This is a genomic window from Streptomyces griseoluteus, assembly GCF_004784465.1.
GTDB classification, from domain to species: Bacteria; Actinomycetota; Actinomycetes; order Streptomycetales; family Streptomycetaceae; genus Streptomyces; species Streptomyces griseoluteus.
On sequence record NZ_SRRU01000003.1, the window covers coordinates 255,060 to 280,067 of the forward strand.

Annotated in this window: 20 protein-coding genes; 11 read left to right on the top strand and 9 right to left on the bottom strand. The window is 74.0% G+C overall.

All coding sequences use genetic code 11. From position 1 onward, the window contains the following. Positions 1-16: 16 nt before the first annotated feature. Positions 17-1,360, top strand: coding sequence for a nucleobase:cation symporter-2 family protein (locus E5082_RS09990; RefSeq protein ID WP_135790925.1), 1,344 nt, complete (start codon positions 17-19; stop codon positions 1,358-1,360). Here E5082_RS09990 and E5082_RS09995 read toward each other — a convergent pair. The 3 genes from E5082_RS09995 to E5082_RS10005 form a co-directional block, all read right to left on the bottom strand. Then, positions 1,357-5,706 (bottom strand): cation-translocating P-type ATPase, encoded by a 4,350-nt coding sequence (locus E5082_RS09995; protein WP_135790926.1) that lies wholly within the window; start codon positions 5,704-5,706, stop codon positions 1,357-1,359. The two genes, E5082_RS09990 and E5082_RS09995, sit on opposite strands and share 4 nt — an antisense overlap. Before the next feature lie 8 nt (positions 5,707-5,714). Further along, the gene (locus tag E5082_RS10000; protein WP_135790927.1) at positions 5,715-6,221 is read right to left on the bottom strand and encodes a hypothetical protein; all 507 of its coding nucleotides are present in this window, start codon (positions 6,219-6,221) and stop codon (positions 5,715-5,717) included. Positions 6,222-6,348: 127 nt separating this feature from the next. Next, positions 6,349-7,074 carry a PaaX family transcriptional regulator C-terminal domain-containing protein gene (locus E5082_RS10005; protein WP_135790928.1) on the bottom strand — a complete coding sequence of 242 codons (726 nt, stop codon included), beginning with the start codon at positions 7,072-7,074 and terminating at the stop codon, positions 6,349-6,351. A 73-nt stretch (positions 7,075-7,147) separates the two neighbouring features. Between E5082_RS10005 and E5082_RS10010 the strand changes: the two genes are divergently transcribed. Then, positions 7,148-8,800 carry a DNA alkylation response protein gene (locus tag E5082_RS10010; protein WP_135790929.1) on the top strand — a complete coding sequence of 551 codons (1,653 nt, stop codon included), beginning with the start codon at positions 7,148-7,150 and terminating at the stop codon, positions 8,798-8,800. 54 nt (positions 8,801-8,854) lie between these two features. Here the strand turns inward: E5082_RS10010 and E5082_RS10015 are convergent, their stop codons facing one another. Next, positions 8,855-9,436, bottom strand: a complete 582-nt coding sequence (locus E5082_RS10015; RefSeq protein WP_135790930.1) for an Rv1733c family protein — start codon at positions 9,434-9,436, stop codon at positions 8,855-8,857. Between the two features lie 174 nt (positions 9,437-9,610). Between E5082_RS10015 and E5082_RS10020 the strand changes: the two genes are divergently transcribed. Then, a complete protein-coding gene (locus E5082_RS10020) occupies positions 9,611-10,696 on the top strand; it encodes a WD40/YVTN/BNR-like repeat-containing protein (RefSeq protein ID WP_135790931.1) in 1,086 nt (361 codons plus the stop codon). Positions 10,697-10,778: 82 nt separating this feature from the next. Here E5082_RS10020 and E5082_RS10025 read toward each other — a convergent pair whose 3' ends face one another. Beyond that, positions 10,779-11,456, bottom strand: coding sequence for a uracil-DNA glycosylase (locus E5082_RS10025; protein ID WP_135790932.1), 678 nt, complete (start codon positions 11,454-11,456; stop codon positions 10,779-10,781). A 125-nt stretch (positions 11,457-11,581) separates the two neighbouring features. Between E5082_RS10025 and E5082_RS10030 the strand changes: the two genes are divergently transcribed. Together E5082_RS10030 and E5082_RS10035 are read left to right on the top strand one after the other, a co-directional pair. Beyond that, a complete protein-coding gene (locus E5082_RS10030) occupies positions 11,582-12,589 on the top strand; it encodes an N-acetylglucosamine kinase (protein ID WP_135790933.1) in 1,008 nt (335 codons plus the stop codon). Between the two features lie 152 nt (positions 12,590-12,741). Continuing rightward, positions 12,742-13,662 carry a sirohydrochlorin chelatase gene (locus tag E5082_RS10035; RefSeq protein ID WP_135790934.1) on the top strand — a complete coding sequence of 307 codons (921 nt, stop codon included), beginning with the start codon at positions 12,742-12,744 and terminating at the stop codon, positions 13,660-13,662. Positions 13,663-13,846: 184 nt separating this feature from the next. On the opposite strand, the gene E5082_RS10040 is transcribed toward E5082_RS10035, so the two are convergent. Next, positions 13,847-15,340, bottom strand: coding sequence for an FUSC family protein (locus tag E5082_RS10040; RefSeq protein WP_135790935.1), 1,494 nt, complete (start codon positions 15,338-15,340; stop codon positions 13,847-13,849). Between the two features lie 261 nt (positions 15,341-15,601). Here E5082_RS10040 and E5082_RS10045 point away from each other — a divergent pair, with 261 nt between their 5' ends. Together E5082_RS10045 and E5082_RS10050 are read left to right on the top strand one after the other, a co-directional pair. Continuing rightward, positions 15,602-16,081, top strand: coding sequence for an Lrp/AsnC family transcriptional regulator (locus tag E5082_RS10045; RefSeq protein ID WP_030803612.1), 480 nt, complete (start codon positions 15,602-15,604; stop codon positions 16,079-16,081). A gap of 60 nt (positions 16,082-16,141) precedes the next feature. Continuing rightward, positions 16,142-17,632 (top strand): MFS transporter, encoded by a 1,491-nt coding sequence (locus E5082_RS10050; protein WP_135790936.1) that lies wholly within the window; start codon positions 16,142-16,144, stop codon positions 17,630-17,632. A gap of 4 nt (positions 17,633-17,636) precedes the next feature. On the opposite strand, the gene E5082_RS10055 is transcribed toward E5082_RS10050, so the two are convergent. Beyond that, the gene (locus E5082_RS10055; protein WP_135790937.1) at positions 17,637-18,383 is read right to left on the bottom strand and encodes a LysR family substrate-binding domain-containing protein; all 747 of its coding nucleotides are present in this window, start codon (positions 18,381-18,383) and stop codon (positions 17,637-17,639) included. Between the two features lie 58 nt (positions 18,384-18,441). Here E5082_RS10055 and E5082_RS10060 point away from each other — a divergent pair, with 58 nt between their 5' ends. The 4 genes from E5082_RS10060 to E5082_RS10075 all read left to right on the top strand — a co-directional run bounded on the left by E5082_RS10060 (position 18,442) and on the right by E5082_RS10075 (position 21,844). After that, positions 18,442-18,834: a DUF5997 family protein gene (locus E5082_RS10060; protein WP_086696474.1), complete on the top strand. Its 393-nt coding sequence runs from the start codon at positions 18,442-18,444 to the stop codon at positions 18,832-18,834. A 96-nt stretch (positions 18,835-18,930) separates the two neighbouring features. Continuing rightward, positions 18,931-19,710, top strand: coding sequence for a class I SAM-dependent DNA methyltransferase (locus E5082_RS10065; protein ID WP_135790938.1), 780 nt, complete (start codon positions 18,931-18,933; stop codon positions 19,708-19,710). A gap of 14 nt (positions 19,711-19,724) precedes the next feature. Then, entirely contained in the window at positions 19,725-20,534 is an 810-nt protein-coding gene (locus tag E5082_RS10070; RefSeq protein ID WP_135790939.1) for a M15 family metallopeptidase, read from the top strand. Between the two features lie 104 nt (positions 20,535-20,638). Then, positions 20,639-21,844 (top strand): metallophosphoesterase, encoded by a 1,206-nt coding sequence (locus tag E5082_RS10075; RefSeq protein WP_190045236.1) that lies wholly within the window; start codon positions 20,639-20,641, stop codon positions 21,842-21,844. A 19-nt stretch (positions 21,845-21,863) separates the two neighbouring features. On the opposite strand, the gene E5082_RS10080 is transcribed toward E5082_RS10075, so the two are convergent. Next, positions 21,864-24,086 (bottom strand): serine/threonine-protein kinase, encoded by a 2,223-nt coding sequence (locus tag E5082_RS10080; RefSeq protein ID WP_135791214.1) that lies wholly within the window; start codon positions 24,084-24,086, stop codon positions 21,864-21,866. A 325-nt stretch (positions 24,087-24,411) separates the two neighbouring features. Continuing rightward, positions 24,412-24,972, bottom strand: a complete 561-nt coding sequence (locus E5082_RS10085) for a TetR/AcrR family transcriptional regulator (protein ID WP_135790941.1) — start codon at positions 24,970-24,972, stop codon at positions 24,412-24,414. Positions 24,973-25,008 lie beyond the last annotated feature (36 nt).

Genomic DNA, 25,008 nt, shown 5'->3' on the forward strand with positions numbered 1-25,008 from the left:
CCGCTCAGGAGGCCCCATGGCCACGACCGCCGAAGTGCACCCCGTCGACGAGATACCCCCGGTACGGCAGCTCGCGGCCTTCGGGCTCCAGCATGTGCTCGCCATGTACGCGGGCGCCGTCGCCGTGCCGCTGATCGTGGGCGGCGCCATGCGGCTCTCCCCCGCCGACCTGGCGTATCTGATCACCGCCGACCTGCTGGTGTGCGGGGTGGCGACGCTGATCCAGTGCGTCGGCGTCTGGCGGTTCGGGGTACGGCTGCCGATCATGCAGGGCTGCACCTTCGCGGCCGTCTCGCCGATGGTGCTGATCGGCACGACAGGCGGCGGACTGCCCGCGATCTACGGCTCGGTGATCGTCGCGGGGCTGGCGATCATGCTGCTGGCTCCGGTCTTCGGCCGGCTGCTGCGGTTCTTCCCGCCGCTGGTCACCGGCACCGTCATCCTGATCATCGGGGTCTCCCTGCTGCCGGTCGCGGGCAACTGGGCGGCCGGCGGAGCGGGCGCGAAGGACTTCGGGGCGCCCCGGAATCTGGCGCTGGCCGCGTTCGTCCTGCTGGTGGTGCTGGTGGTGCAGCGCTTCGCCCCGCCCTTCCTGGCCCGGGTGGCCGTGCTGACCGGCATCGTGGTGGGTCTGGCCGTCGCGGTGCCGTTCGGCTTCACAGACTTCGGCGGGGTCGCGGACGCGGACTGGGTGGGGATCAGCACCCCGTTCCACTTCGGGGCACCGGAGTTCCGGGTGTCCGCGATCGTGTCCATGCTGGTGGTGGCGCTGGTGACGATGACGGAGACCACCGGTGACCTCATCGCGGTGGGCGAGCTCACCGGCCGCGAGGTCGAACCGCGCTCCCTGGCGGACGGGCTGCGCGCCGACGGTCTGTCGACCGTGCTGGGCGGGGTCTTCAACACCTTCCCGTACACCGCGTACGCGCAGAACGTCGGCCTGGTCGGCATGACACGGGTGCGCAGCCGGTGGGTGGTCGCCGCCGCGGGTGCCCTTCTCGTCCTCCTCGGGCTGCTGCCCAAGCTGGGGGCCGTCGTGGCCGCCGTCCCGGCGCCGGTGCTCGGCGGGGCGGGCCTGGTCATGTTCGGCACGGTCGCGGCGAGCGGCCTGCGCACCCTGGCCCGCGTGGACTTCCGGGACAACCACAACCTCACCGTCGTCGCGGTCTCGGTCGCCGTCGGGATGCTCCCGGTGGGCGTGCCGACGGTGTACGCGCGGTTCCCGGACTGGTTCCAGACGGTGATGAACAGCGGCATCAGCGCGGGGTGCCTGACGGCGATCGTGCTCAACCTGCTGTTCAACCACCTGCCCGGCCGGAAGGCCGAGGAGGCTCCCGCACCGGTCGAGGAGAGCGTCTAGGCCGGTTCCCCCGCCGGCACCAGTCCCGCGACGATCTTCTCCAGCCGGGGCAGCGTCCGCTGGGCGGCCAGGGCTGCGGCGATGGCCACGGCGACGCCCGCCCAGGCGATCGGGCCGAGCGGGGTGCAGCCGACCAGACGGCTGACGGCGGGGGTCTGGATGACGGCCACCAGGACCGCCGCGGAGCCGAGGGCGGTGACCCGGACCAGGGTGCTGCCCCGGCGGTCGAGGAGGGTCTGGACGAGCTGGGTGCCGACGACGCCGCACAGCGCCATGGTGCTGGCCCGGCGGGCGGTGCCGGGGGTGAAGCGGCCGATGAGCCAGGCGGTGACGGCGCCCAGCGCGGTGGTCAGGGCGCGGTGCCGGATCTGCCGGATCAGCGGGGCCCCGAGCACCCCGCCCGCCGCGTCCTCCGGGGAGGCGGTGCGGTTGCGTACCTCGGTGTCGTCGCCGTCCTTCGGGGTCACGGCCACCGCCATGGCCGGGAAGAGGTCGGTGAAGAGGTTGACCAGCAGCATCTGCCGGGTGGACAGCGGGGCGGTGCCGGACAGCAGGGTGCCGAGGATGCCGAAGCCGACCTCGCCCGCGTTGCCGCCGATGAGGATGGCGATGGCGTCCGCGACGCTGTGCCACAGCGAACGCCCTTCGCCGATGGCGTCGATGAGGACGGTCAGGTCGTCGTCGGTGAGGACGATGTCGGCGGCGTTGCGCGCGGCGGCCGAGCCCCGCGCGCTGATGCCCACGCCGATGTCGGCGGCCCGGATCGCGGCGGCGTCGTTGGCTCCGTCGCCGACCATGCCGACCACCCGCCCGGCGTCCCGCAGCGCCTCCACGACCTGGAGTTTCTGCTCGGGCGCCACGCGGGCGACGACCCCGGCGTCCCGCAGCATCCGGGCCCGGGAGCGCCGGTCGGCGGCGGCCAGTTCGTCGCCGGTGACCACCTCGGTGTCCTCGGGCCAGCCGAGTTCCCGGGCGATGGCGCGGGCGGTCTGCGGGTGGTCACCGGTGAGCATGACCGGCCGCACGCCCTCCTCGTAGAGACCGCGCACCAGCGCCTCCGAGGTCTCGCGGGGTACATCGGAGAGGGCGAGCAGACCGGTGAACTCCAGTCCGTGCAGCGGCCCTTGGAGGGCGTCGGACTCCGTCTCGCCCTCGTCGAGGCGCCGCATGGCCACCGCGAGGACGCGCAGTCCGGCACCGGCCAGGGAGTGGGCCGAGTCGTGGGCGCGGTCGGAGAGGTCCGCGCAGCCGGGCAGGACGGTCTCGGGAGCGCCCTTGACGACCAGGGTGCGGGGGCCGTCGCCGTCGCGGCCCACGGCGGCGGCGTACCCCCGCCCGGCCTCGAAGGAGAGGCCGCCGAGCTGGGTCCAGCCGGGATCGGGGGCGGCCGCGTCGATGACGGCCTCGTCGGTGGCGTGCACCGGGCGCCCGGAGCCGCCGTTGACGCGCGGGCAGGCCCGTGCGGCGCGGCGCAGGGTCGCGGCGGGGCCCGGCTCGCCCGCGTCACCGGCCGCCCACTCGGTGCCCTCGGCGTCGGAGACCCGCACGACCCGGAGCCGGTTCTCGGTGAGGGTGCCGGTCTTGTCGAAGCAGAAGGTGTCGACCCGGCCCAGCGCCTCCAGGGTGCGCGGGGTGCGGACCAGGACACCGTCGCGGCTCAGTCTCCGGGCCGCGGCGAGCTGGGCGACGGTGGCGACCAGCGGCAGCCCCTCGGGGACGGCGGCGACCGCGACGGCCACGCCACCGCTGACCGCCTCGCGCACCGGGGTGCCGCGCAGCAGGGCGAGCCCGGTCACGGCGGCGCCACCCGCCAGCGTCAACGGCAGCGCCTCGCGGGTTAGTTCTTGGAGACGGGCCTGCACCCCGGCCGCCGGGGGCGTGCGGGCGGCGAGGTGGACGGCGCGGGCGGCCTCGGTGCGCTCGCCGATGTCGACGACGACGGCCCGCGCGGTGCCGGCGACGACGGTGGTGCCCTCGAAGACCATGCAGCGCCGGTCGGCGACGGCCGCGTGCGGGGTGGCCCCCACGTGCTTGTGCACGGGCAGGGACTCGCCGGTCAGCGCCGACTCGTCCACCTCCAGACCGTCCTGCCGGAGCAGCCGGGCGTCGGCGGGGACCACGTCGTCGCCCTGCAGCTCGATCACGTCACCGGGCAGCAGTTGTCCGGCGTCCACGGTGCGGGTGCCGCCCGCGGGCGCCTCCTCCGGCGGGGGCGCGACCCGTGCCTTGCGCTGCTGCTCGGCGTGCAGCCCGGACAGCGCCCGCTCGGCGCGCAGCCGCTGGACCCCGCCGACCAGCGCGTTCAGGTCGAGGGCGCCGACGACGAGCAGGGCGTCCACGACCGAGCCGAGGATCGCGGAGGCGGCGGAGCCGACGGCCAGCACCGGGGTGAGCGGATCGTCCAGCTCGCCGCGTACGGCCCGGCCGAGCTGCCAGGTGAAGCGGGCCGGGGCGAGGGCGGGGACGCGGGCGATCCGGCCGGCCGTCCTGCGGGCCTCGGTGACGGCCCGTTCCAGCACGCCCGGCTCGGGGGGTGCCTCGCGGTCCAGGCGTTCCACCGCCGCGTCGGGGTCCAGTTCGTGCCAGCGCACGCGGGCGCGCGGGTGCGGGGCGCGGGCGGCGACCACCTGGAACGCGGCCCAGACGCCGTACACCAGCGCGGTGAGCGCGCCGGTGTCGACGGGGACGTGCCGCATGCCGGGAAGGACCGAGCGGCGCCCCCGGCCGCGCCGGGCCTCGCCGATGGCCACCAGCAGCCCGGAGAGCGCGGCGCCGGCGCGGGCCAGGACCTGGCCCCGGCTGCCGACCGCCCGGGCGGCCGGGATCGCGGTGAGCAGCCGCCACACGTCGGGCAGGCCGTGCGGGGCGAGGATGTCGGCGCCCCAGACGACGGCGCCCTCCAGGTCGGTGAGCGCGACGGCGATGTCGGCGGCGTCGAGCCCGGCCAGTACGTCGGTCTCCGCCAGGGCGCGCGGCCGGGCGACCGTGATGACGACGCGTTCCTCGCCGCCCTCCTCGTCCCTGGCGTCCAGCTCCCCGCGCAAGGCGTGTACGACGTCGTCCAACGGTCTTCTGGCGTCGACCACTTGGTCCGCGAGCCCGCTGAAGTCCTCCAGCGCCGGGTCGTCGACGAGGACGACGCGCAGCCGGGCGCGGCGGGCCGCGTCGAGCACGGCCTCGGTCCACGGGTCGGGGAGCCCCTCGTCGGTGCGCAGCGCGCTCGGGTGCAGCAGGAGGGTTCCGGCCATCTCCAGCTGTCTGAGCCGTTCCGGGTCGCGGACCAGCACGTCGGCGCGGGCGAGGGCGGTGCCGAGTACGGCGTGGAAGGCGGCCGGGGCGTACCGGGCGGCCTTGGGCGAACCGGAGAGGGCGGCCTCGGCAACGGAATTCAGGTCGTGTTTGACCAGCAGCGCGGCCAGGGCGCCGAGCACGCTGCCCGCCGAGGCGTGGGCGGCGTACACCTGCGCCGGGGACTCGCGCAGCACGGGGCGCGGGGAGCCGGTGGGGGCGACACTCAGGCGCTCGGGTCCGCAGAGCTCGTCGTGCAGGGAGTCGAAGGCGGCGGCGCGGGCCACGGTCTCGGCGAGCTGGAGGGAGCGGAGGCTGCCGTCGAGGACGAGCGAGGTGGGGGTCTGCCCGGCGGCGTGCGCGAGTGCGTTGGCGCCGGCCAGCAGGAGGTCCATGCGGGCGGCACCGATCCGGCTGCGCAGCAGGGCGCGGACCCGGGGGTTCTCCCGCAGCAGGGTCACGCAGGCGGTGACCGCGCGGGGCGTGGGGGGCAGCCGGAGGGCGTAGCCGGTGAGGGCGGCGGCGATGCCGGCCAGGTCGGCGGCGAGGGTGGTGGCGGCGGCGCGTACGCCGGCCGGGTCGGCGGGGTGGTCGTACTCCTCGGGGTCGCCGCCCGCCACGAGCAGGCCGTCGCGTACGGCGAGTTCGGCGGCGTGGTCCACGACCACGTCGCTCACGGCGTCCTCGGCCAGGGTCACGACGAGGCGGGCCAGGCCCTCGTCCCAGTAGGCGAGGAGCACGTCGGGCCGGTCGGCGAGGGCCGCCGCGATCCGGCGGGCCAGGTGGGCGCGGCCGCCCACGCCCAGCACCCGGTCCGGTTCGGCGGTGCGCAGCGGGAGGTGGACGCGGGCGCCGGAGCGCCAGTGGGCGGGGCCGCCGGGCAGCGCGGTGCGGGCGACGCGGGTCACGCGTACGGCCGCGTCCGCGCCGCGTACGCCCGCCCGCGCGGTACCCGCCGCGGCTCCGGCCGCCGCGCCGATCAGGGGGGCGGCGGCCTCCGCGACGAGCCGGGGCAGGCGGGCGGCGGCGGCCGGGGCGGTGAGGAGGTTGAGGACCATCGAGGCCGTCAGAGGCTGGTGCGTTCGGGGCGGGCGGTGGGCCCGAGATGGCCGGTGACGCCCTTGGGGTGCTTGCCGGACTTCTTGCCGTGCTTCTTGTGCGCCTCCGAGTGCGCGGACTCCGTGTCCGTCGCCTTCACCGGGCCCGGGGCGTCGTGGTGCCCGGTCCGCAGGGCCGCCTCGCCCACCTCGGCCTCGCTCGCGGGCACGGCCTCCTCGATCACGACTTCCGTGGTCTCGGCCACCGGGGTCACGAGCGGCGGGCGGGGCTGGGTCAGCCAGGCGATGGCGGCTCCGGTCAGCGCCACGGGCCACTCCACGACCCCGGCGACGCCCAGCACGCCCGCCCCGGCGTACACGGCGAGGCGCCGGCCACGGGGCGAGACCACGCCGATCACGTCCAGCGTGTCCTGGGCCGCCTTGTTGACCATCGACGCGCCGGGCACCTTGCTCAGGACGGAGGCGGCGCCGCGCAGGGGCGCGGTGAGGACCGACGACGACGTGTGCTCAGCCATGACTCTCCTCCGGCGAGATCGCCTGCCGTGCCCCACCCGGTGCCCGGAAGCACGCGCACGCTGGTCACCCCTTCCACTCCCAGGAGACGCCAAGCACCGGGGGCGCGCCACTCGGCCGAACCCCTGCCTAGGAGTTGGCCAGCTCCCGTTGGTACCCGGCGTAGGCCACCCGGAGCGCGCCGCCCGGCCAGTCGGCGGGGAGCAGGGAGGCGGGCAGCACGGGGTCGGTGAGCAGGTGGCGCACGACAGCCGCGTAGGCGGTGAGGCGGTCGGCCGGGTGGCGGGCGCCGGTGGCCCGGCCCAGGAGGGCGCGGGCCTCGGCCGCCCAGGTGTCCAGGGGCCACAGGCGGGCCACCAGTGCGGCGGCGGGCTCGTCGGGGCGGGCGGTGTACGTCAGGGCCACCCCGGTCAGCTCCCCGGGCAGCGGCCGGGCGAGGTTGGCGGGGCGCAGCCAGACGCCCTCGCGGAGTTCGGCCAGGCGCAGCGCGCTCAGCCGCGCGCGCAGGTCGGCGCGCTCGGCCGGGCCACGTCCGGTCGCCGTGATCACGACCATCTCCCAGTCGCCGTCCCACGCGCGCGTGCGCGGCGCCACGGCCTCGTCCTGGCGGCGCTGCCGGGCCAGCAGACGGTCGCTGAGTCCGTACACGGCGTCGGTGCGGCGCAGGTCGCCCGCCGCCACCATCCGGCTGAGCGCGGCCCGCAGGGTGGAGCCGCCCACGCCGAACGGCTCGACCAGCCGCACCAGTTCCCGTACCGGCAGCCGGGGCGGGTGCGCCCCGAGCAGCAGGCTCAGCACGACCGACCGCGCGGACAACGGCCTGGTCACCGGCTCGGCCGACGGGTTGATGCGCATGGGGACGTACTGTACGTGCGCCGATCGGTGTTGCGTCATTGCTACAACCGTACGGAGAGTGCAACATGGCCGTATGGTCCCGATGCCCGAGCAGTCGCCGCCGCCCGCCACCCACGACGTCACCAACCAGCCCCCGCCGCTGGCTCCCTACGACGCGTCCGCCGACGCCGCCCTGCTGGAGGGGCTGCGCCGGGAGGGCGCCGGGTGGGCCGAGGACGGTGTCCGGCTGCTGGGGCTGCGGGCGGGCGGCGCCGAGGCACAGGAGTGGGGCGAGCTGGCCAACCGGCACGAGCCGGAGCTGCGCACCCATGACCGGTACGGCAACCGCGTCGACGAGGTCGAGTTCCACCCGAGCTGGCACCACCTGATGCGCACCGCCGTCGCCGAGGGACTGGCCGGCACACCGTGGGCGGAGGACCGCCCCGGCGCGCACGTGGCCCGTACGGCGGGCGGGCTGGTCTGGGGGCACACCGAGGCGGGGCACGGCTGCCCGACCTCGATGACGTACGCCGCCGTCCCCGCCCTGCGCGCCCAGCCGGACCTCGCCAAGGTGTACGAACCCCTGCTCACCAGCCGGGAGTACGAGCCGGGGCTGCGCGTGCCCACCGAGAAGCGCGGCCTGCTCGCCGGGATGGGCATGACCGAGAAGCAGGGTGGCTCCGACGTCCGCACCAACACCACCGTGGCCACCCCGACGGACGAGCCCGGCGTGTACACGCTGCGCGGGCACAAGTGGTTCACCTCGGCGCCGATGTGCGACGTGTTCCTGGTGCTGGCGCAGGCGCCGGGCGGGCTCTCCTGCTTCCTGGTCCCACGGGTGCTGCCGGACGGCACCCGCAACACCTTCCGCATCCAGCGCCTCAAGGACAAGCTCGGCAACCGCTCCAACGCGTCCTCGGAGCCGGAGTTCGACCGTACGGTGGCGTGGCTGGTCGGGCCGGAGGGGCGCGGGGTGAAGACGATCATCGAGATGGTCAACTGCACCCGGCTGGACTGTGTGATGTCCTCGGCCACCCTGATGCGCAAGACCCTCGTCGAGGCCGGCCACCACACCCGGCACCGCAGCGCCTTCGGCGCCCGCCTGCTCGACCAGCCCCTCATGCGGAACGTCCTCGCCGACCTCGCGCTGGAGTCGGAGGCGGCCACGACCCTGACCCTCCGGCTCGCGGGCGCGGCGGACCGCGCGGTGCGCGGCGACGAGGGTGAGCGGGCGTTCCGCCGGATCGCCACCGCCGTGGGCAAGTACTGGGTCACCAAGCGGGGCCCGGCCTTCACCGCGGAAGCCCTCGAATGCCTCGGCGGCAACGGCTACGTCGAAGACTCCGGCATGCCCCGCCACTACCGCGAGGCCCCCCTCCTCTCCATCTGGGAGGGCTCGGGCAATGTCAACGCCCTGGACGTGCTGCGGGCGTTGGGCCGGTCACCGGAGAGCGCGGAGTCGTTCTTCGGCGAGCTGGCCCTGGCACGCGGCGCCAATGCCCACCTGGACGCGACGGTGACCTCGCTGAAGCGGGAACTGGCGGAGGCGGACCAGTTGAGCGCGCGGCGGGTGGTGGAACGGATGGCCCTGGCCCTGCAGGCGTCGCTGTTGGTCCGTCATGCGCCTCCGGCGGTGGCGGACGCGTTCTGCGCGACGCGGCTGGGGGGTGACTGGGGACACTCGTTCGGGACGCTGCCTCCGGGGGCGGATCTGGGGGCGATCCTCGAACGGGGGCTGCCGGTCTGAGAGGCGCCGGCAGCAGAGGAACGCTGTTCGGGGGCCGCCCGCGCGGGTGCGTCGTCAGCCCGTCATGCGGCCCCACTGGGGGCCCAGGCGGGACCACTCGCTGTCCCAGAGGGACAGGCGGTGGCGTTCCAGACGGGCCAGTAGGCGGCGGCCGGCGGCGAAGGGGACGGCGGCCGCGGCGGTGGCGGCCAGGGTGCCGATGAAGGCGGCGCGGACGGTGGCCTCGGTCGGGGTGGCGGGGCGGTTGGCCAGGCGGCCGTGGCCGTCGGTCCAGATGGCGACCGGGACGCCCGTCGCCGCGCCTGGCGTGACGCGGACCTGGCCGGTGCGGAGTGCGCCGTCCGGGGCGGTCCAGCGGACCTCCGCCCAGACGCGTTCGCCGGTGGAGCCGCGGGCGCCGGAGCGGCCGGGGGCGTGCGCGACGACGTAGGCGACCATCGGATGCGTGGCGGCCCGTTCCTGGGCGAGGTCGCGCTCGACCGTCCGCGCGGCCATGAACCCCGCGACCGTCCCGGCCAGCAGGGTCAGCAGCCAGGCGCCCACCAGTACCCACCCCTCCACCACGTCGGCACGGCGCCGCAGTGGATTCCTCCGCCACCGCCAGAGCCACCGACGCGGACCACGGAACACCGCCAAGGCCAGCCTCCTCCCGAGCGCGACGAAAGACCGGACCGCCCTCCGATACGGACACCCGGCGCTCGTTGCTCAGGGTCACTGTCAGTGCCGGGGTGCAGACTGGGCGGAATCAGCGGATGCCGCGTCCGACACCGATGCGGCGCAGTGGACAACGAGGTCCCGGAGGTGGTCGTCATGACCGAGGTACTGCTCGCCGTGGGAACCCGCAAGGGTCTGTTCATCGGCCGACGGCGCGGCGGCGCCTGGGAGTTCGACGACGGCCCCCGCTTCAACGCCCAGGCGGTCTACGCGGTCGCCATCGACACCCGCGGTGACGCACCCCGCCTGCTGGCCAGTGGCGACAGCGCGCACTGGGGCCCGTCGGTGTTCCACTCCGACGACCTGGGCCGCACCTGGACCGAGCCGGCCCGGCCCGCCGTCAGGTTCCCCAAGGACACCGGCGCCTCACTGGAACGCGTCTGGCAGCTCCACCCGGCCGCCGCCGAGCCGGACGTGGTGTACGCGGGTACGGAACCGGCCGCGCTGTACCGCTCCGAGGACCGCGGCGAGAGCTTCGCCCTGGTACGCCCGCTGTGGGAGCACCCCACCCGCTCCCAGTGGGTGCCGGGCGGCGGCGGCGAGGGGCTGCACACCGTACTGACCGACGCCCGCGATCCGCGCGCGGTGACGGTGGCGGTCTCCACGGCCGGGGTCTTCCGTACGACGGACGGCGGCGAGAGCTGGGCTCCGTCGAACTCCGGGGTCTCCGCCGCGTTCCTCCCCGACCCCGACCCGGAGTTCGGCCAGTGCGTCCACAAGGTCGCCCGGGACGCGGACGACCCCGACCGCCTGTATCTCCAGAACCACTGGGGCGTCTACCGCAGCGACGACTCGGGCGCCCACTGGACCGACATCGGCGAGGGCCTCCCCTCGACCTTCGGCTTCGCCATCGCCGCGCACCCGCACCGGGGCGGCACGGCCTACGTCTTCCCCATCACCGCCGACTCCGACCGCGTCCCCGCCGAGCGCCGCTGCCGGGTCTTCCGCACCCCCGACGCCGGCAAGTCCTGGGAACCCCTCTCGCAGGGCCTCCCCCAGGACGACCACTACGGCACCGTCCTCCGCGACGCCCTCTGCACCGACGACGCGGACCCGGCGGGCGTGTACTTCGGCAACCGCAACGGCGAGGTGTACGCGTCCGCGGACGACGGGGACACGTGGGAGCAGCTGGCGTCCCATCTGCCGGACGTGCTGTGCGTACGGGCGGCGGTGGTGGGCTGAGGAGCGCGTGCGCCGCGGGCGGGGCCACGCTTGAGCAAGTCCGGTGGGCCGACGCGGATGCCTCGGCCCACCTCGCGGCGCCCTACGGCAGGCGCCAGTCCACCGGCTCCGCGCCCTGGTCCGCCAGCAGTTCGTTGGCCCGGCTGAACGGACGCGAGCCGAAGAAGCCGCGGTCGGCCGACATGGGTGAGGGGTGGGCGGACTCGATGGCCGGGTAGTCGCCGAGGAGAGGGCGGAGGTTGCGGGCGTCGCGGCCCCAGAGGATGGAGACCAGGGGCTTGCCGCGGGCGGCGAGCGCGCGGATGGCCTGCTCGGTGACCTCTTCCCAGCCCTTGCCGCGATGGGCGCCGGGCTTGCGGGGCGCGGTGGTGAGGGCCCTGTTGAGCAGCAGGACACCCTGCGAGGTCCACGGGGTCAGGTCACCGTTGGAGGGCCGGGGCAGGCCCAGGTCGGTGTTCAGCTCCCGGTATATGTTCTCCAGGCTGCCCGGCAGCGACCGCACCTCCGGCGCCACCGCGAAGCTCAGCCCGATCGCCATGCCCGGCGTGGGATACGGGTCCTGACCCACGATCAGGACCCGCACATCGTCGAAGGGCTGCTGGAAGGCCCGCAGGACGTTCGCCCCGGACGGCAGATAGGTCCGCCCCGCAGCCACCTCGGCACGCAGGAAGTCCCCCATGGCCGTGATGCGGTCGGCCACCGGGTCCAGGGCCTTCGCCCAGCCGGCCTCTACAAGTTCGTTCAACGGTCGTCGTGCCACGTCAAGTCACTCTAGTGGCCACCACCGACATCACCCGAACGGCTGTGGATCAGCCCCCGCGCAGGCCCCCTCCCCCGCTACCCTGCCTCCGTCGTACGCGCCTGGGCCAGGAGAGGGGAATCCCATTGTTCGCAGAGGGCAAGGCGGTTCACCCGGCCGCCCCCGGCTACCTCGCGGTCGACTCCGGAGGCTCCGGCCTGCGCGTGGCCGTAGGGTCGTACGACGGAGCGCCCCCCGTGGAGGGCAGGTCCGGACAGCCGGTACGGACCGGGGAGCGAGGCATCGACCCGGCCCATCTGCTGGAGCTGGTCCTGCCGTTGGCACGCGCCGTCGCGGCCAAGGCCGGTGTGGACCAGCTGACCACGGCCGTGATCGGCGCCGCCGGCTTCGCCACCCTGGGCGACGCCCTCCGCGCCGAGTTGCCCGACGCGCTGACCCGCGCGCTGGGCGTACGGACCGTGGCCCTGGCCGCAGACGCGGTCACCGCGTACATCGGCGCCCTGGGACCACGTCCGGGTGCCGTACTCGCGGCCGGCACCGGCCTGATCGCCATCGGTACGGACCTCACCACCTGGCGCCGCGCGGACGGCTGGGGTCATCTGCTGGGCGACTGTGGCGGCGGCGCCTGGATCGGGCGCGCAGGTCTGGAAGCGGCGCTACGGGCGTACGACGACCGCGCGGGCGGCTCCGCCCCGCTGCTGGAGCGCGCGCGGGAGCGGTTCGGGCGGCCGCCGGAGCTACCGGGCCTCATCTACCCCCGCCCGGACCGGGCCGCCGTGCTCGCCTCCTTCGCCCCGGAGGTCGCCGCCTGCGCCCCGCACGACCCCGTGGCCACCGGCATCCTGCGCGCGGCCGCCCGCCACATGGCCGAGTCCGTCGCCGCCGTGTGCCCAGAAGCCGGTGAGCCCGAAGTCGCCTGCACCGGCGGCCTCCTGAAGTTGGGAGAGCCGCTTCTCTCCTTCCTGCACGCCGAGTTGGCACAAAAGGCACCCCACGCCCGGCAGACCGCACCCCAGGGCGATCCCCTGCACGGTTCGGCCCGGCTCGCGGCCGCACTCGCTGCCGGAGACGCCATCTGGCCCGAGGACCCCCGCCTGCTCTGCGTATCCGGCGCACGCAAGAGAGCGACATAAGGGAAATCCGTCCCACCGATCCCTCAACTACCCGATAGGGGACCGGATCAGCCGCCCCATGTACGCAACTCATCCGACAAAACCGGACGGATACCGCTCACCTGCACCCTCCCCGAACAGGGGCGCTCGGGAAACCAGTAACATGCGGCGCCATGAGCTCCCCCACTGGACCCGAGTCCGGCCTGCCAGTACGAATGCCGCGACCCCGCCAGCCCGGACGGCACCGCCGTCCGGAGCCGCTGGTGGCTCCCGAGGACGCGCCCGCGTTCGTCCTCGCGGTGCCCGGTGCGCCCAGCGCCGCCACGCGCAGCCTCGCCGAGGAGGTCGTGAGCATCGCCCGCTCCGAGCTGCCCGGCCTCGACGCGCGGATCGGTTACCTGGACGGGGACGACAACGAATTCCCGACCCTGAGCGCCGTCCTGGCGCGCGCCGCCGAGGAGCGCACGGCCCGCCACGAGCAGGCCGTCGCCGCCGGTTCCGACGCGAAGGCGCCGGACGGGCCGGTGGCCGTGGTCGTGCCGCTGCTGGCCGGTCCCGACAACGCCCTGCTGCGGCAGACCCGCCAGGCCGTGATGGACAGCCGGGTCGCCGCCGAGCTGACCGACGTCCTCGGCCCGCACCCGCTGCTCGCGGAGGGGCTGCACGTGCGGCTGTCGGAGGCGGGCCTCGCCCGTGCCGACCGCGCCCGCCTCTTCACGGTGGCGACCGCGGCCGACGGCATCATCCTGGCGTCGGTGGGCGGCGAGGAGGCCGTGCAGGCCGCCGGCATCACGGGCATGCTGCTCGCCGCGCGCCTCGCCGTGCCGGTGATGGCGGCCGCGCTCGACCAGGAGGGCTCCATCGCCTCCATCGCCGAGCAGCTCCGCGCCTCGGGTTCGCAGCAGCTCGCGCTCGCGCCGTACCTGATCGGCCCGGAGATCGACACCGCGCTCCTCACGGCCGCGGCGGCCGAGGTCGACTGCGCCACCTCCGAGGCCCTCGGCGCCTACCCGGCCATCGGCAAGCTGGCCCTGGCCAAGTACACGGCCTCCCTGGGCATCGCCCAGCAGCCCCAGGGCGCCCCAGCCTTCTGACAAGGCCAAGCACCGAGAAGGGCCCGCCCCGGCAACCCCGGAGCGGGCCCTGCGCGCTACCCAGCCAGGGGCACGGGGAACCCCGCGACAAGCCACAGCCGACCCGCACTACCCCAGTAACCCCCGGCCGCACCTACCCAGGGGCGCGGGGAACCGCGCGACCAGGCCCCACGGGCCCGCACCCTCAAGCCCCCACCAGCCGACCCGCCCCCGCGGCCCCCCGAAGCGGCTCCGCCAGATCGGCCAGCGCGTGCTCAAGCCCGTGCAGATGGACCAGCGCCGGCTCCACCGGAGCCTCACCGGGCCGGTGCAATGGCTCGGAGCCCCCTTCCGTGAGCGCCTCGACAGCCGCCTCCACCCGCCAGCAGGCAGCAGCCAGCCGAGCATCATGCGACGCCTCAGGATCAGCGGCGACAGCCACCAACCCCCGAACCTCCCGCGCGCACTCGTCCAGAAGCGCCAGCACCCGCAGAGCCCGCCCCTTACGCCCCACGAGCGGATTCAACGGATGCACCAACGGCGCGACCGACATCCGCACCCGCCCGAGCAACTGCTCCAGCTCGGCCACCCGCGGAGCGGGGTCAGCCGTAGCGGAACCCGCAAGCCGCGCCGCCGCCTCAGCAGTGCACGCGTGCACACACCGCAAGGCCCGCTGAATCCACGCATCGGTGGTGGCATGCGTGGTCACCGGCAGCACCACCAGCACGGCCAGCATCGCCCCCACCGCCCCGACAGCCGTCTCGGCCACCCGCAGCGCCAGCAGCGAAGGCGTGAGCACGCCGAGCAACCCGTACAGAACCTCGGCCAGCAAGGTCACCCAGAGCATCATCCAGGTGTAGGAAACCGCGGCCGAGTAGAAGATCCCGAACACCGCGACCGCGACCAGCACCACGGACGGCACGACAGCCCCGTGCACCGGCAGCGCCACCAGCAGCCCCAGCCCGATCCCGAGCACCGTCCCGAGCACGCGCCGGAACCCCCGTACCAGCGTCTCCCCGCGCGAGGCGGTGTTGACGAAGACCCACCAGGTCGCCCCGACGGCCCAGTACCAGCGCTGCCCGGACAGCACCTGCCCGAGGACCAGCGCGAACCCGGCGCCCGCGACCGCCTGCGCGGCCTGCCGGGTGGTCACGCGGGCCAGCCCCGTACCCCCCGGAGGGGCCGGCACCGCGGGCACCGGCAGCCCCCGCTCGTAACACCAGACCCCGAAGCGCACCGCGGCAGCGCTGAGCACGGACAGCAGGACGGCGGCGTACAGCTCGGGCAGTTGCACCGGGGTGACGTGCAGGAACTGCCCGACGAAGAACATCATGAAGGCGAACACCCCGATGCTGTGCCCACGCGGCCCCCACCGGCGCGCGTACACCCCCGCGCCGACGACCGCGAGGAACGCCAGGTCACGCGCGACCGGATAGGTGTGCAGCTCGGCGGCGCCCGCCAGTACCAGCACACCCACCCCGGGAAGCAGAGCCGTGGTGACGGCCTGCCCGCGCACGGTGGCGTCGGCGACGGTGAACAGGGCGAGCAGCGCGGCGAGACCACCCGCGACCATGCCGGGCAGCGACTGCCCCGCGAGCCCGCACACCAGGACGGCCAGCCCGATACCGAGCACGGCCCGCGCGGCGAAGCGCAGCCGCACCCGCCCCGGGTCCGGCGCCATGAACACCTTCTTCAGCACTGCTCGTCCGCCCCCTGGTGGCCGTTCGCACGAAAAAGGCGCCGCGGAATCCGCAGCGCCATCGACACCTCTATGACAGCACCCCAAGTCCGTTTGGCTCAACTGCCTCCCTTTTCACTGAGCCATTGGCCCTCACGAACCGAACCGCTCCGGCCACCTCACGGACCAACGGCCCAGGTCGCACGGCATCCGGGAACCGGAAGACACTGAGCCATTGGTACAGTCACGCTGTTCGACGAACCGCGAGGAGGCCGAACCACGATGGCCGTGGACGAGCTGGACACCCGCATCCTGCGCCTGCTGCTGGAGCAGCCGCGCACCAGCGTGCGCGAGTACGCCCGCCTCCTCGGCATCGCGCGCGGCACCCTCCAGGCCCGGCTGGACCGGATGGAACGGGACGGCGTGATCACCGGCACGGGCCCCTCCCTCTCCCCCGCCGCGCTCGGCCACCCCGTGCTGGCGTTCGTGCACATCGAGGTCACACAGGGCCACATGGACGATGTCGGGGAGGCGCTGGCGGCCGTTCCTGAGATCGTCGAGGCGTTCTCGACCACGGGCGGCGGGGACCTGCTGGCGCGGGTGGTGGGCCGGGACAACGCCCATCTGGAGGACGTGATCCAGAAGCTGATCAGCGTGCCCGGCGTGGTGCGCACCCGGACCGAGGTGGCCCTGCGGGAGCGGGTGCCGTACCGGCTGCTGCCCCTGGTGGAGTCGGTGGGCCGGTCGGCGGCGAAGCCCTGAGCGCCCACGCGGCCCGTTTCCCGTGGTGCGGCGGTGACGGTCACTGCATAGCGTGACCCCATGACTACAGTCCAGACCCGCCCTGCCGCCGCCGGTGACCGACGGCGGTGGCAGGCGCTCGCGGTCTGTCTCGTGGCGGGCTTCATGACGCTGCTCGACAGCTCGATCGTGAACGTCGCGCTGCCCTCGATGGAACGCGGCCTCGGCGCCGACGCGGCCGACGTGTCCTGGGTGGTGTCGGGCTACGCGCTCACCTTCGGCCTCGTCCTCGTCCCGGCGGGCCGGCTCGGCGACGTACGCGGGCGCCGGGCGGCGTTCCTGCTCGGGCTCGCGCTGTTCACGGTCACCTCGGTGGCGTGCGGGCTGGCACCGAGTTCGGGCTGGCTGGTGGTCTTCCGGCTGCTGCAGGGCGCGGCCTCGGGCATCGTCGCTCCGCAGACGACGGGGCTGATCCAGCAGATGTTCCAGGGCGCCGACCGGGCGCGCGCGTTCGGCATGCTGGGCAGCGTGGTCGGGATCTCCACGGCGGTCGGACCGCCGGCGGGCGGCCTGCTGATCCAGGCGTTCGGCGTCCACGACGGCTGGCGCTGGGTGTTCTACGTGAACCTGCCCATCGGCGTGGCCGCGTTCTGCGCGGCGCTGCGGCTGCTGCCGCGCACCCCGGTGGCGGAGAAGCGGCGGGAGGGCGCGGACCTCACGGGCGTCCTGCTGCTCGGCGCGGGGGTGCTGGCGCTGATGCTGCCGCTGGTGCAGGAGCAGCAGTGGACGGGCCGGACGAAGTGGGCCCTGATGCCGGTGGCGGCGCTGCTGCTGGCCGCGTTCTGGCGGTGGGAACGGCGTCAGGGCAAGCGCGGAAACGATCCGCTGATCGACCTCGAGCTGTTCTCCCTGCGCTCCTTCACCCTGGGCGTGCTGCTGAACGTGGTGTACTTCGGCGGCTTCACCACGGTGTTCTTCGTCTACACCCTCTACTTGCAGAACGGCCTCGGCTACGGCGCGCTCGCGGCGGGTCTGGCCTCGCTGCCGTTCGCGATCGGTTCGGCGGCCGGGGCGGCGCTGGGCGGCCGGCTGGTGGTGCGGCACGGCCGCAAGCTGGTGGTCGTCGGGCTGGTCGGGGTGGCGGTGGGCCTGCTCGCCGTGATCGGCGCCGTACAACTCGTCCAGGGGCCCGGCGCGGCCTGGGTGGCGGCGCTGCCGCTGCTGCTCGCGGGGGTGGGCTCCGGGGTGACGATCTCCCCCAACACCACGCTGACCCTCACTCGCGTCCCCGTCCGGCGGGCCGGGGCGGCGGGCGGCATCCTGGTGACGGCCCAGCGCATCGGCTCGGCGGCCGGGATCGCGGCCGTGGGCGCGGTGTACTTCGCCCACCTGGCCAATCACGGCACCTTCACGCGGGCGCTGCAGCTGGGCCTGCTCACGGCGGTCGGGATCATCCTGGTCGCGCTGGTGCTGGCCATCGCCGACCTGCGGGAACGGCATGCGCACCCGGAGCCGCCGATGGGCGACGGCCCGGCGCCGGAGCCCGCGGAGCGCACCCCGTCCAGGGCGTGAGCGCTCAGGACTTGCGGCGCGGCTTCCCGGGACGCCCGCCGGAGCGCCCGCGGACGGGCCGCCCGGTGGGCTTGCCGCTCTTCTGCCTGGAGGCGCCCTGGGCGGGCTTCTTCTTCTCCTGCTTGGGCTCCGGGGGCGTGGCGCGGCCCCGGGTGCTGTTGACGGTGCGGCCCCGGACGATGCCGATGAAGTCCTCCACCCGGTCGGTGGTGGCCTCCTCCGGCCAGGCGAGGGCGATCCGGGACTGCGGGGCGTCGACGACCGTGCGGTAGGTGAGGTCCTTGCGGTGGTAGAGACGCGCGAGGGACTGCGGGACGATCAGCAGGCCGACGTCGGCGGCGACCAGTTCCAGGGCGTCCGGGGTGGTGGCGGGCCGCTCGAAGCCGGGCTCACCGGGCGGGGCGTCCCAGTCGAAGACGTCGTCCAGCGGGTGGAAGAGCACCTCGTCGGCGAGGTCGGCGAGCGTGACCTCCTCGGCCGCGGTGATCACGTGGTCCTTGGGAACGACGACCACCGTGTCCTCGGTGTACAGGGGGATCGCGCTGAAGAAGTCGCGGTCGACGGGCAGCCGTACGAAGCCCGCGTCCGCCTCTCCCGCGCGCAGCAGGGCGTCGGCCTCGGCGGCCGGGACCTGGGTGAGGACGAGGGGGGTGCCGGGCAGGCGCTCGTTCCAGATCCGCACCCATTTGGCGGGCGTCACTCCGGGGACGTACGCGAGCCGGAACGACGGTGATTCTTCCGAGCCTGTCACCAGGCCAGGCTACCGGCCGTGGTCGGCTGCCACGCACACGGCCGATACCCTTGACCTCATGAGTTCGCAGCAGAGCCCCCAGACGATGAAGCCCGCCACCGCGGCGAAGAAGCTGGGTGTGTACCTCCCCGCCACCCCCGCCGCCTTCCAGGAGGGTGTGGTCTCGCGCGCCGAGCTGAACGAGCTCCAGACGAACCCGCCCGAGTGGCTGCGCGAGCTGCGTCAGAACGGCCCCCACCCCCGTCCGGTGGTCGCGGCCCGCCTCGGCATCTCGATCGCGGGCCTCGCTCGCGGCGGCGTCACCGAGCCCCTGACCACCGCACAGATCGAGGACCTCCGCGAGGAGAGCCCCGAGTGGCTGGAGAAGGAGCGTGCCACCCAGGCCGAGGTCCGCAAGGAGACCGCGCGCGTCAAGAAGCTGCACGAGAAGAAGGAAGCCAAGGAGAGCTGACGCTCCTGCGCTGATGACGCGGCCGCACCCCTGGGGTGCGGCCGCGTTGTTTATTGCGTCGACAATCCCCCGCCGCCCCCGGCAGAGTGGCCGCCCGTGACGAGCAGCGAGCTGTGGGACCGCGCCAGTGCCGAGCGCTACGACGCCGAGGAGACGGAGATGTCCTCGGCGGAGGTGCTCGGTCCGACCCTCGACTTCCTCGCCGGACTTGCCGGTGAAGGGCGGGCGCTGGAGTTCGCCGTCGGTACCGGGCGGGTGGCGGTGCCGTTGCGGGAACGCGGGGTGCCGGTGGCGGGGATCGAGTTCTCCGCGCACATGGCGGCGGTGCTGCGCCGGAAGGTGGACGAGGAGACGCTGCCGGTCACGCTCGGGGACATGGCCACGACGGTGGTGCCGGGCGAGTTCAGCCTGGTCTACCTCGTCTACAACACGATCTCCAACCTGCTCACGCAGGACGAGCAGGTGGAGTGCTTCCGTAACGCCGCCCGGCATCTGGCGCCCGGTGGCCGCTTCGTCATCGAGCTGGGGGTGCCTCCGCTGCGGCTGCTGCCGCCCACACAGGTGGCGGTGCCGTTCGATGTGTCGGCGCACCATATCGGCTTCGACACCTTCGACCTGGTGGACCAGATCCTCGTCTCGCACCACCTCACGCGGGACGGCGAGGACGGCCGGTACCGCCGTTCCGCCTCCCGCCACCGCTACGCCTGGCCGGCGGAGCTGGACCTGATGGCCCGCATCGCCGGGCTGGACCTGGAGCGGCGGGTGGCGGACTGGACCGGCACCCCGTTCACGGACGCCTCGGCCAAGCACATCTCGGTCTGGCGGAAGCCGCTCCGAGCGGGTCACCGGTACTTCCCCGCCATGGTCCACACCTGATAGACGCAGGAGGCATGACACAACTCTCCCGCGCCGCACGCGGTGTCATCACCGCCGTAGCCGCCCTGCTGACCGTCACCGCCGCCTCCGCCACTGCCCACGCCACGCCGGAGCAGAAGGCACCGAAGGACTTCGTGGCCCTGAGTACGGTGGACCCGACGATCATCCAGGAGATGCGCTACTTCACCCCGCACAACTTCGTCGGCGAGCGCATCGACGGCTACCGCCAGCCGATCTGCGTGCTCACCCGCCCCGCCGCCGAGGCGCTGCACCAGGCGCAGCGCCAACTCCTGCGCCACGGCTACAGCTTGAAGGTGTACGACTGTTACCGGCCGCAGCGCGCCGTCGACCACTTCGTGCGCTGGGCCGAGGACTTGGGCGACGAGGCCATGAAGGCCGAGTTCTATCCGAATGTCGACAAGACCCGGCTCTTCGCCGACGGCTACATCGCGGAGAAGTCCGGCCACAGCCGGGGCTCGACCATGGACCTGACGATCGTCCGGCTCCCGGCGCGGCCGACCCGCCCGTACACCCCCGGCCAGCCCCTCGTCCCCTGTTTCGCCCCCAAGCAGCAGCGCTTCCCCGACAACTCCCTGGACATGGGCACCGGCTTCGACTGCTTCGACCCGCTCGCCCACACCCTGGACCCGCGTATCCAGGGCCAACAGCGTGTGAACCGGCTGCTGTTGAAGAACACCCTGGAGAAGCTCGGCTTCGTGAACCTGGCCGAGGAGTGGTGGCACTACACGTACAAGCCGGAGCCGTACCCGAACACGTACTTCGACTTCCCGGTGGCCTGGAAGTCGCTGCCGGCCAAGCGCTGATTCACTTGCCATCGCCCGGAACGGACCGGCCGAGCCCCGGAGGGCGGCCCGTTCCGCGGCGGCGGACAATGGGTTCCACGGGGAGACTTGAGCGAAGGGGAAGCGTGACCGAGACCAGCAGCACCCCATCCACCGCCGGTGACGCGCAAGAGGCGCCACGCGGCCGGCTGCAACGCATGATGCGCTACCTCCCCCTGGTCGCCCCCGTCCTGCTGTGGGCCGTGCCGTGCGGGGTGCTCCTGTACACCGGCCAGCACTGGCCGCTTCCCGTGACCCTGACCGGCACCGCGCTGTTCGTCCTCGGCCTGATCGGCATGCCGCTGGCGATGGCGCGCGGCCATGGCCGCCGCCAGCAGGACTGGGCGGCGATCGTCGGAGACACGCTGCTGGGCAGCATGTGGGTGCTGTTCACCTGGTCCGTTCTGTTCGGCGTCCTGCTGCGGCTCGCCCTGACCGTGGCCGGGGTGGGCGACGGACAGGACCGGGCGCGCATCGTCACCTGGGCCGTCCTCGGGGTGACCGCCATGCTGCTCGCCTGGGGGTACGCCGAGGCCCGGCGTGTGCCGCGGGTGCGCCGGGTGGACGTGGAACTCCCGCGCCTGGGAGCCGGGTTGGACGGCACCCGAGTGGTCCTGATCACCGACACCCACTACGGGCCGCTCGACCGCGCCCGCTGGTCGGAACGGGTCTGCGAGAGGGTGAACACCCTGGAGGCCGACCTGGTCTGCCACACCGGCGACATCGCGGACGGCACGGCCGAACGCCGCCGCGCCCAGGCGGCTCCGCTGGGCACCGTCGAGGCGACAGGGGCCCGCGTCTACGTCACCGGCAACCACGAGTACTACAGCGAGGCCCAGGGTTGGGTCGACCTGATGGACGAGCTGGGCTGGGAGCCGCTGCGCAACCGCCATGTGCTGCTGGAACGCGGGGGCGACACCCTCGTGGTGGCGGGCGTGGACGACGTCACCGCCGACTCCTCCGGCCTGGCGGGCCATGGCGCGGACCTCGCCGAAGCCCTGGACGGCGCCGACCCCGGCCTCCCCGTCCTGCTCCTCGCCCACCAGCCCAAGTTCATCGACCGCGCGGCGGCCCACGGCGTCGACCTCCAGCTCTCCGGCCACACCCACGGCGGCCAGATCTGGCCCTTCCATTATCTGGTCCGCCTCGACCAGCCCGCCCTCGCCGGCCTCACCCACCACGGCGCCCGCACCCGCCTCTACACGAGCCGTGGCACGGGCTTCTGGGGCCCGCCGTTCCGCGTCTTCGCCCCGAGCGAGATCACGCTGCTCGTCCTCCGCCCGGCGTCGTAAGGCGGTGCGGGCCAGGCTGTCAGCCCGTCTTCGGCGGCTTGTGCGTGTCGAAGGCGAAGAGCGTGTTGTTCGCCGCGGCCACGATCACCGCACGTCCGGCGACGGTCACGCGCGGGCTCGCCCCCTGCTCACCGGTCAGCCCGTCGGCGTGCGGCCCGGTCGTCCACAGGGGTGTGCCGTCGTGCGGTGACAGGGCGACGACCCGGCCGGTGGCCGAGCTGAAGTACAGCGCTCCGCCTCCCGCCACCGGCCCCGACGTGCCCTCCACGGCGGTCTGGCGTGACCACCTCCTCCGGCCGGTCGAGGGGTCGATCGCCGTGATCAGACCGGTCTGCCCGCTCACATAGACGGTGCCGTCCGCCATGCCCGGTGTCCCCGCGTACGTCCTGGCCAACCGGGAGTACGTGACCTTCCGCGCCGCCGGGTCGACCCGCACCACCCCGTCGTACCCGTCCGACGCGACTCCCTCCAGGTGCTCCCGGAGAAGGACGAGCCTGCCGCCCGCGACGCCCATCGGCACGGCGGGGCCGTCGACCGCGAGAGGCGCGCCCAGTCGCCCCGTAGCCCGGTCGACCTCGTACAGCGTGGGGTGCAGCACCACCACGGCGTCCACCTCCTCGTCGGTCGCGCACATCGCGAAGAGGCGCGGACCGGCGGGGACGGGAGCGCACTGCGCGCCCGCGGGAAACGGCGTCGTCCAGCGGACCGCACCGCTGCGTGTGTCCCGCGCCTCCAGGCGGGAGTCGGACCCGTCGACCGTCACCACGTCGGAGCCGAACACGACGGCGTCCCGGGTCCGGCCCGTGACGGCCTGCGACTGCGCGCCGGACGGCACCGACCACAGCTCGCGGCCCGTCCTGGCGTCGACGGCCACCACCTCGGTGAGAGGGGACTTCGGGTCGTCCTGGGCGGCGATGCGGTAGCCGAGCACCGTGTTGCTGGTCGCGCCCACCAGGTGCACGCCCTGGGCAGGGACGCCCGGACTCTTCACGGTCCACACCCGCGAGCCGTCGCGGGCCCGCAGACGGGCCGCGACGACACCGCCGCCCCCGCAGTACACCGCGTCCCCGCGCGCGACGCAGCGCAGTTCGTCCGGGATGTCCTCCCGGCCGCCCAGCACGGCCTTGTGCCAGGGCTTGAAGCCGTACGGGAGGGCGGCACCCGGCGCCGCGACACTCCTGCCCTGGTCGCCGTCGCTCCCGGAGCGGACCGCGTTCAGCGCGGCGACAGCCCCGCCGATGGCGGCCACCGCGACGGCGACCGCGAGGGCGGGCCGCCATCGGTGACGCAGGCGGCGACCGCTGAGGGTCTTCCCCGCGCCGGGACCGGCAGGTTCGACGGTCGGGGCAGCCGTGGCCGGCGTCGGGGAGAGGTGCTGGGTGACCATGTCACCGGGCCGGACGGCGCCGAATCCGTCCGCCTCGGTCCCGCCGAGGTCGACCGGCAGGTTCCGCAGCAGCACGAGGAGTTCGTCCGAGGAGGGGCGCTCCCCCGGTTCCTTGTGCAGACAGGGCTCGACGACCGCGCGCAGCGCCTCCGGCACGGCGCCGAGCGACGGCTCCTCGTGCACCACCTGATAGGCCATCAGGTAGGGGCTGTCGGCTTCGAAGGGCCCGCGGCCCGTCGCGGCGTACACCAGCAGGGTGCCCACCGAGAAGACGTCCGACCGCGGCCCCACGTCGCGCGGCGACTGCAACTGCTCCGGCGACATGAAGGGCGGCGTACCTATGATCCGCCCCGTCATCGTGAGCGTCTCCTGGTCCACGGCACGCGAGATGCCGAAGTCGATGACGCGCGGGCCTTCGGGTGAGAGGACGACGTTGGAGGGCTTCAGGTCGCGGTGGACGACACCGGCCCGGTGGATGTCGCGCAGCGCCTCGGCCAGCCCGATGGCGAGATTCCGCAGCTTCGCCCCGCTCAACGGGCCCTCTGCGGCGCAGTGCTGGGCGAGCGTGCGCCCTTCGATGTAGGCCGTCGCCATCCACGGCTGCTCGGCCTCGGGATCGGCGTCGACCACGGCGGCGGTGAACGCGCCGCTCACCCGCCGCGCCGCCGCCACCTCCTGCCGGAAACGGATGCGGAACTCGTCGTCCTCCGCGAAGTGCCGGTGGATCAGCTTGACGGCGACCGGCCGCCCCGAGGCGGTACGGGCCAGGAAGACCGTGCCCATGCCACCCGAGCCGAGCCGCGCCTCCAGGGGGTAACCGCCGATCTCGGCCGGATCACTTTCGCGCAGCGACACCGCTCCCGACTTCCCGCTCTCCACGAACACCTCTGCCACCACGGACCTGACCACCTGTCCGCACAAGCTAACCGCAAGGCGGTAGGGCCTGGCGACACGGGTGACCGGCAGAGAGTCGGACGGCTTCGGTGAGCGGTCATCAGAACGGGCCCGGCCGTTCGGGCCGGCAGGCATGACGCCCAGCCCATCGACCGATCAGTCCGCGCGGGTGGCCCGCGCCTCGACGACGCGCAGCCAACTGGCCGGCCGACACCGTCGCCCGGGGCGACACCTGAACGGGACGCCAACCTGTGCGAAAGCGAAGAACCCCTGCCTCCCGTCTTGATCAGCGTGGTTCGGTCAGGGCCGCGTGCGCGGCGGCGAGGATGTCCTCGGAGAGCGGGAAACCCTTGGTGGCCCGGGACAGGACCAACGCGCCGAACAGCGTGCAGAGCCGGAGGATGCCATCCTGGTCGGGACCGTCCAGGAAATCGGCGAACTCGGCCACCCCCTCCGCGTAGACGCGACGAGCATCGTCCCCACCGCCGTCCCGCGCGATGTCGGTGGCGAGCGCGGCGACCGGGCAGCCGTCCGCCGGATCGTCGCGGTGCTCGACGGAGAGGTAGGTGTCGATCAGCGACTGCTGGGCGGCGGCGCGCTGACCGTCGGACCGGTCAACCCCAGCACTGTGGCGTTGGGCCAGCTCGGCGAAGGCGTAGGCGGTGACCTCGTCGACGAGCGCCTCTTTGGAGGCGAACTGCTTGTAGAAGGCGCCGTGTGTCAGACCGGCCGCCGCCATCACGTCGGCGACGCTGACCTGCGTACCCCGCTCCCGGAACAGCCGGGACGCGGTCTCCACCACCCGTCTGCGGTTCTCCTCCGCCTGCGCCTGCGATACGCGACCCATGAACACCTCCCGTTTGGATGTCGACTGGCATCTATC

Bases quoted from the DNA above. Each gene is read 5' to 3' on its own strand.
- E5082_RS10085 (WP_135790941.1), bottom strand. From the start codon at position 24,972: ATGGGTCGCGTATCGCAGGCGCAGGCGGAGGAGAACCGCAGACGGGTG.
- E5082_RS10045 (WP_030803612.1), top strand. From the start codon at position 15,602: ATGGCCGTGGACGAGCTGGACACCCGCATCCTGCGCCTGCTGCTGGAG.
- E5082_RS10005 (WP_135790928.1), bottom strand. From the start codon at position 7,074: ATGCGCATCAACCCGTCGGCCGAGCCGGTGACCAGGCCGTTGTCCGCG.
- E5082_RS10020 (WP_135790931.1), top strand. From the start codon at position 9,611: ATGACCGAGGTACTGCTCGCCGTGGGAACCCGCAAGGGTCTGTTCATC.
- E5082_RS10010 (WP_135790929.1), top strand. From the start codon at position 7,148: ATGGTCCCGATGCCCGAGCAGTCGCCGCCGCCCGCCACCCACGACGTC.
- E5082_RS10050 (WP_135790936.1), top strand. From the start codon at position 16,142: ATGACTACAGTCCAGACCCGCCCTGCCGCCGCCGGTGACCGACGGCGG.
- E5082_RS10035 (WP_135790934.1), top strand. From the start codon at position 12,742: ATGAGCTCCCCCACTGGACCCGAGTCCGGCCTGCCAGTACGAATGCCG.
- E5082_RS09995 (WP_135790926.1), bottom strand. From the start codon at position 5,706: ATGGTCCTCAACCTCCTCACCGCCCCGGCCGCCGCCGCCCGCCTGCCC.
- E5082_RS10060 (WP_086696474.1), top strand. From the start codon at position 18,442: ATGAGTTCGCAGCAGAGCCCCCAGACGATGAAGCCCGCCACCGCGGCG.
- E5082_RS10070 (WP_135790939.1), top strand. From the start codon at position 19,725: ATGACACAACTCTCCCGCGCCGCACGCGGTGTCATCACCGCCGTAGCC.
- E5082_RS09990 (WP_135790925.1), top strand. From the start codon at position 17: ATGGCCACGACCGCCGAAGTGCACCCCGTCGACGAGATACCCCCGGTA.
- E5082_RS10000 (WP_135790927.1), bottom strand. From the start codon at position 6,221: ATGGCTGAGCACACGTCGTCGTCGGTCCTCACCGCGCCCCTGCGCGGC.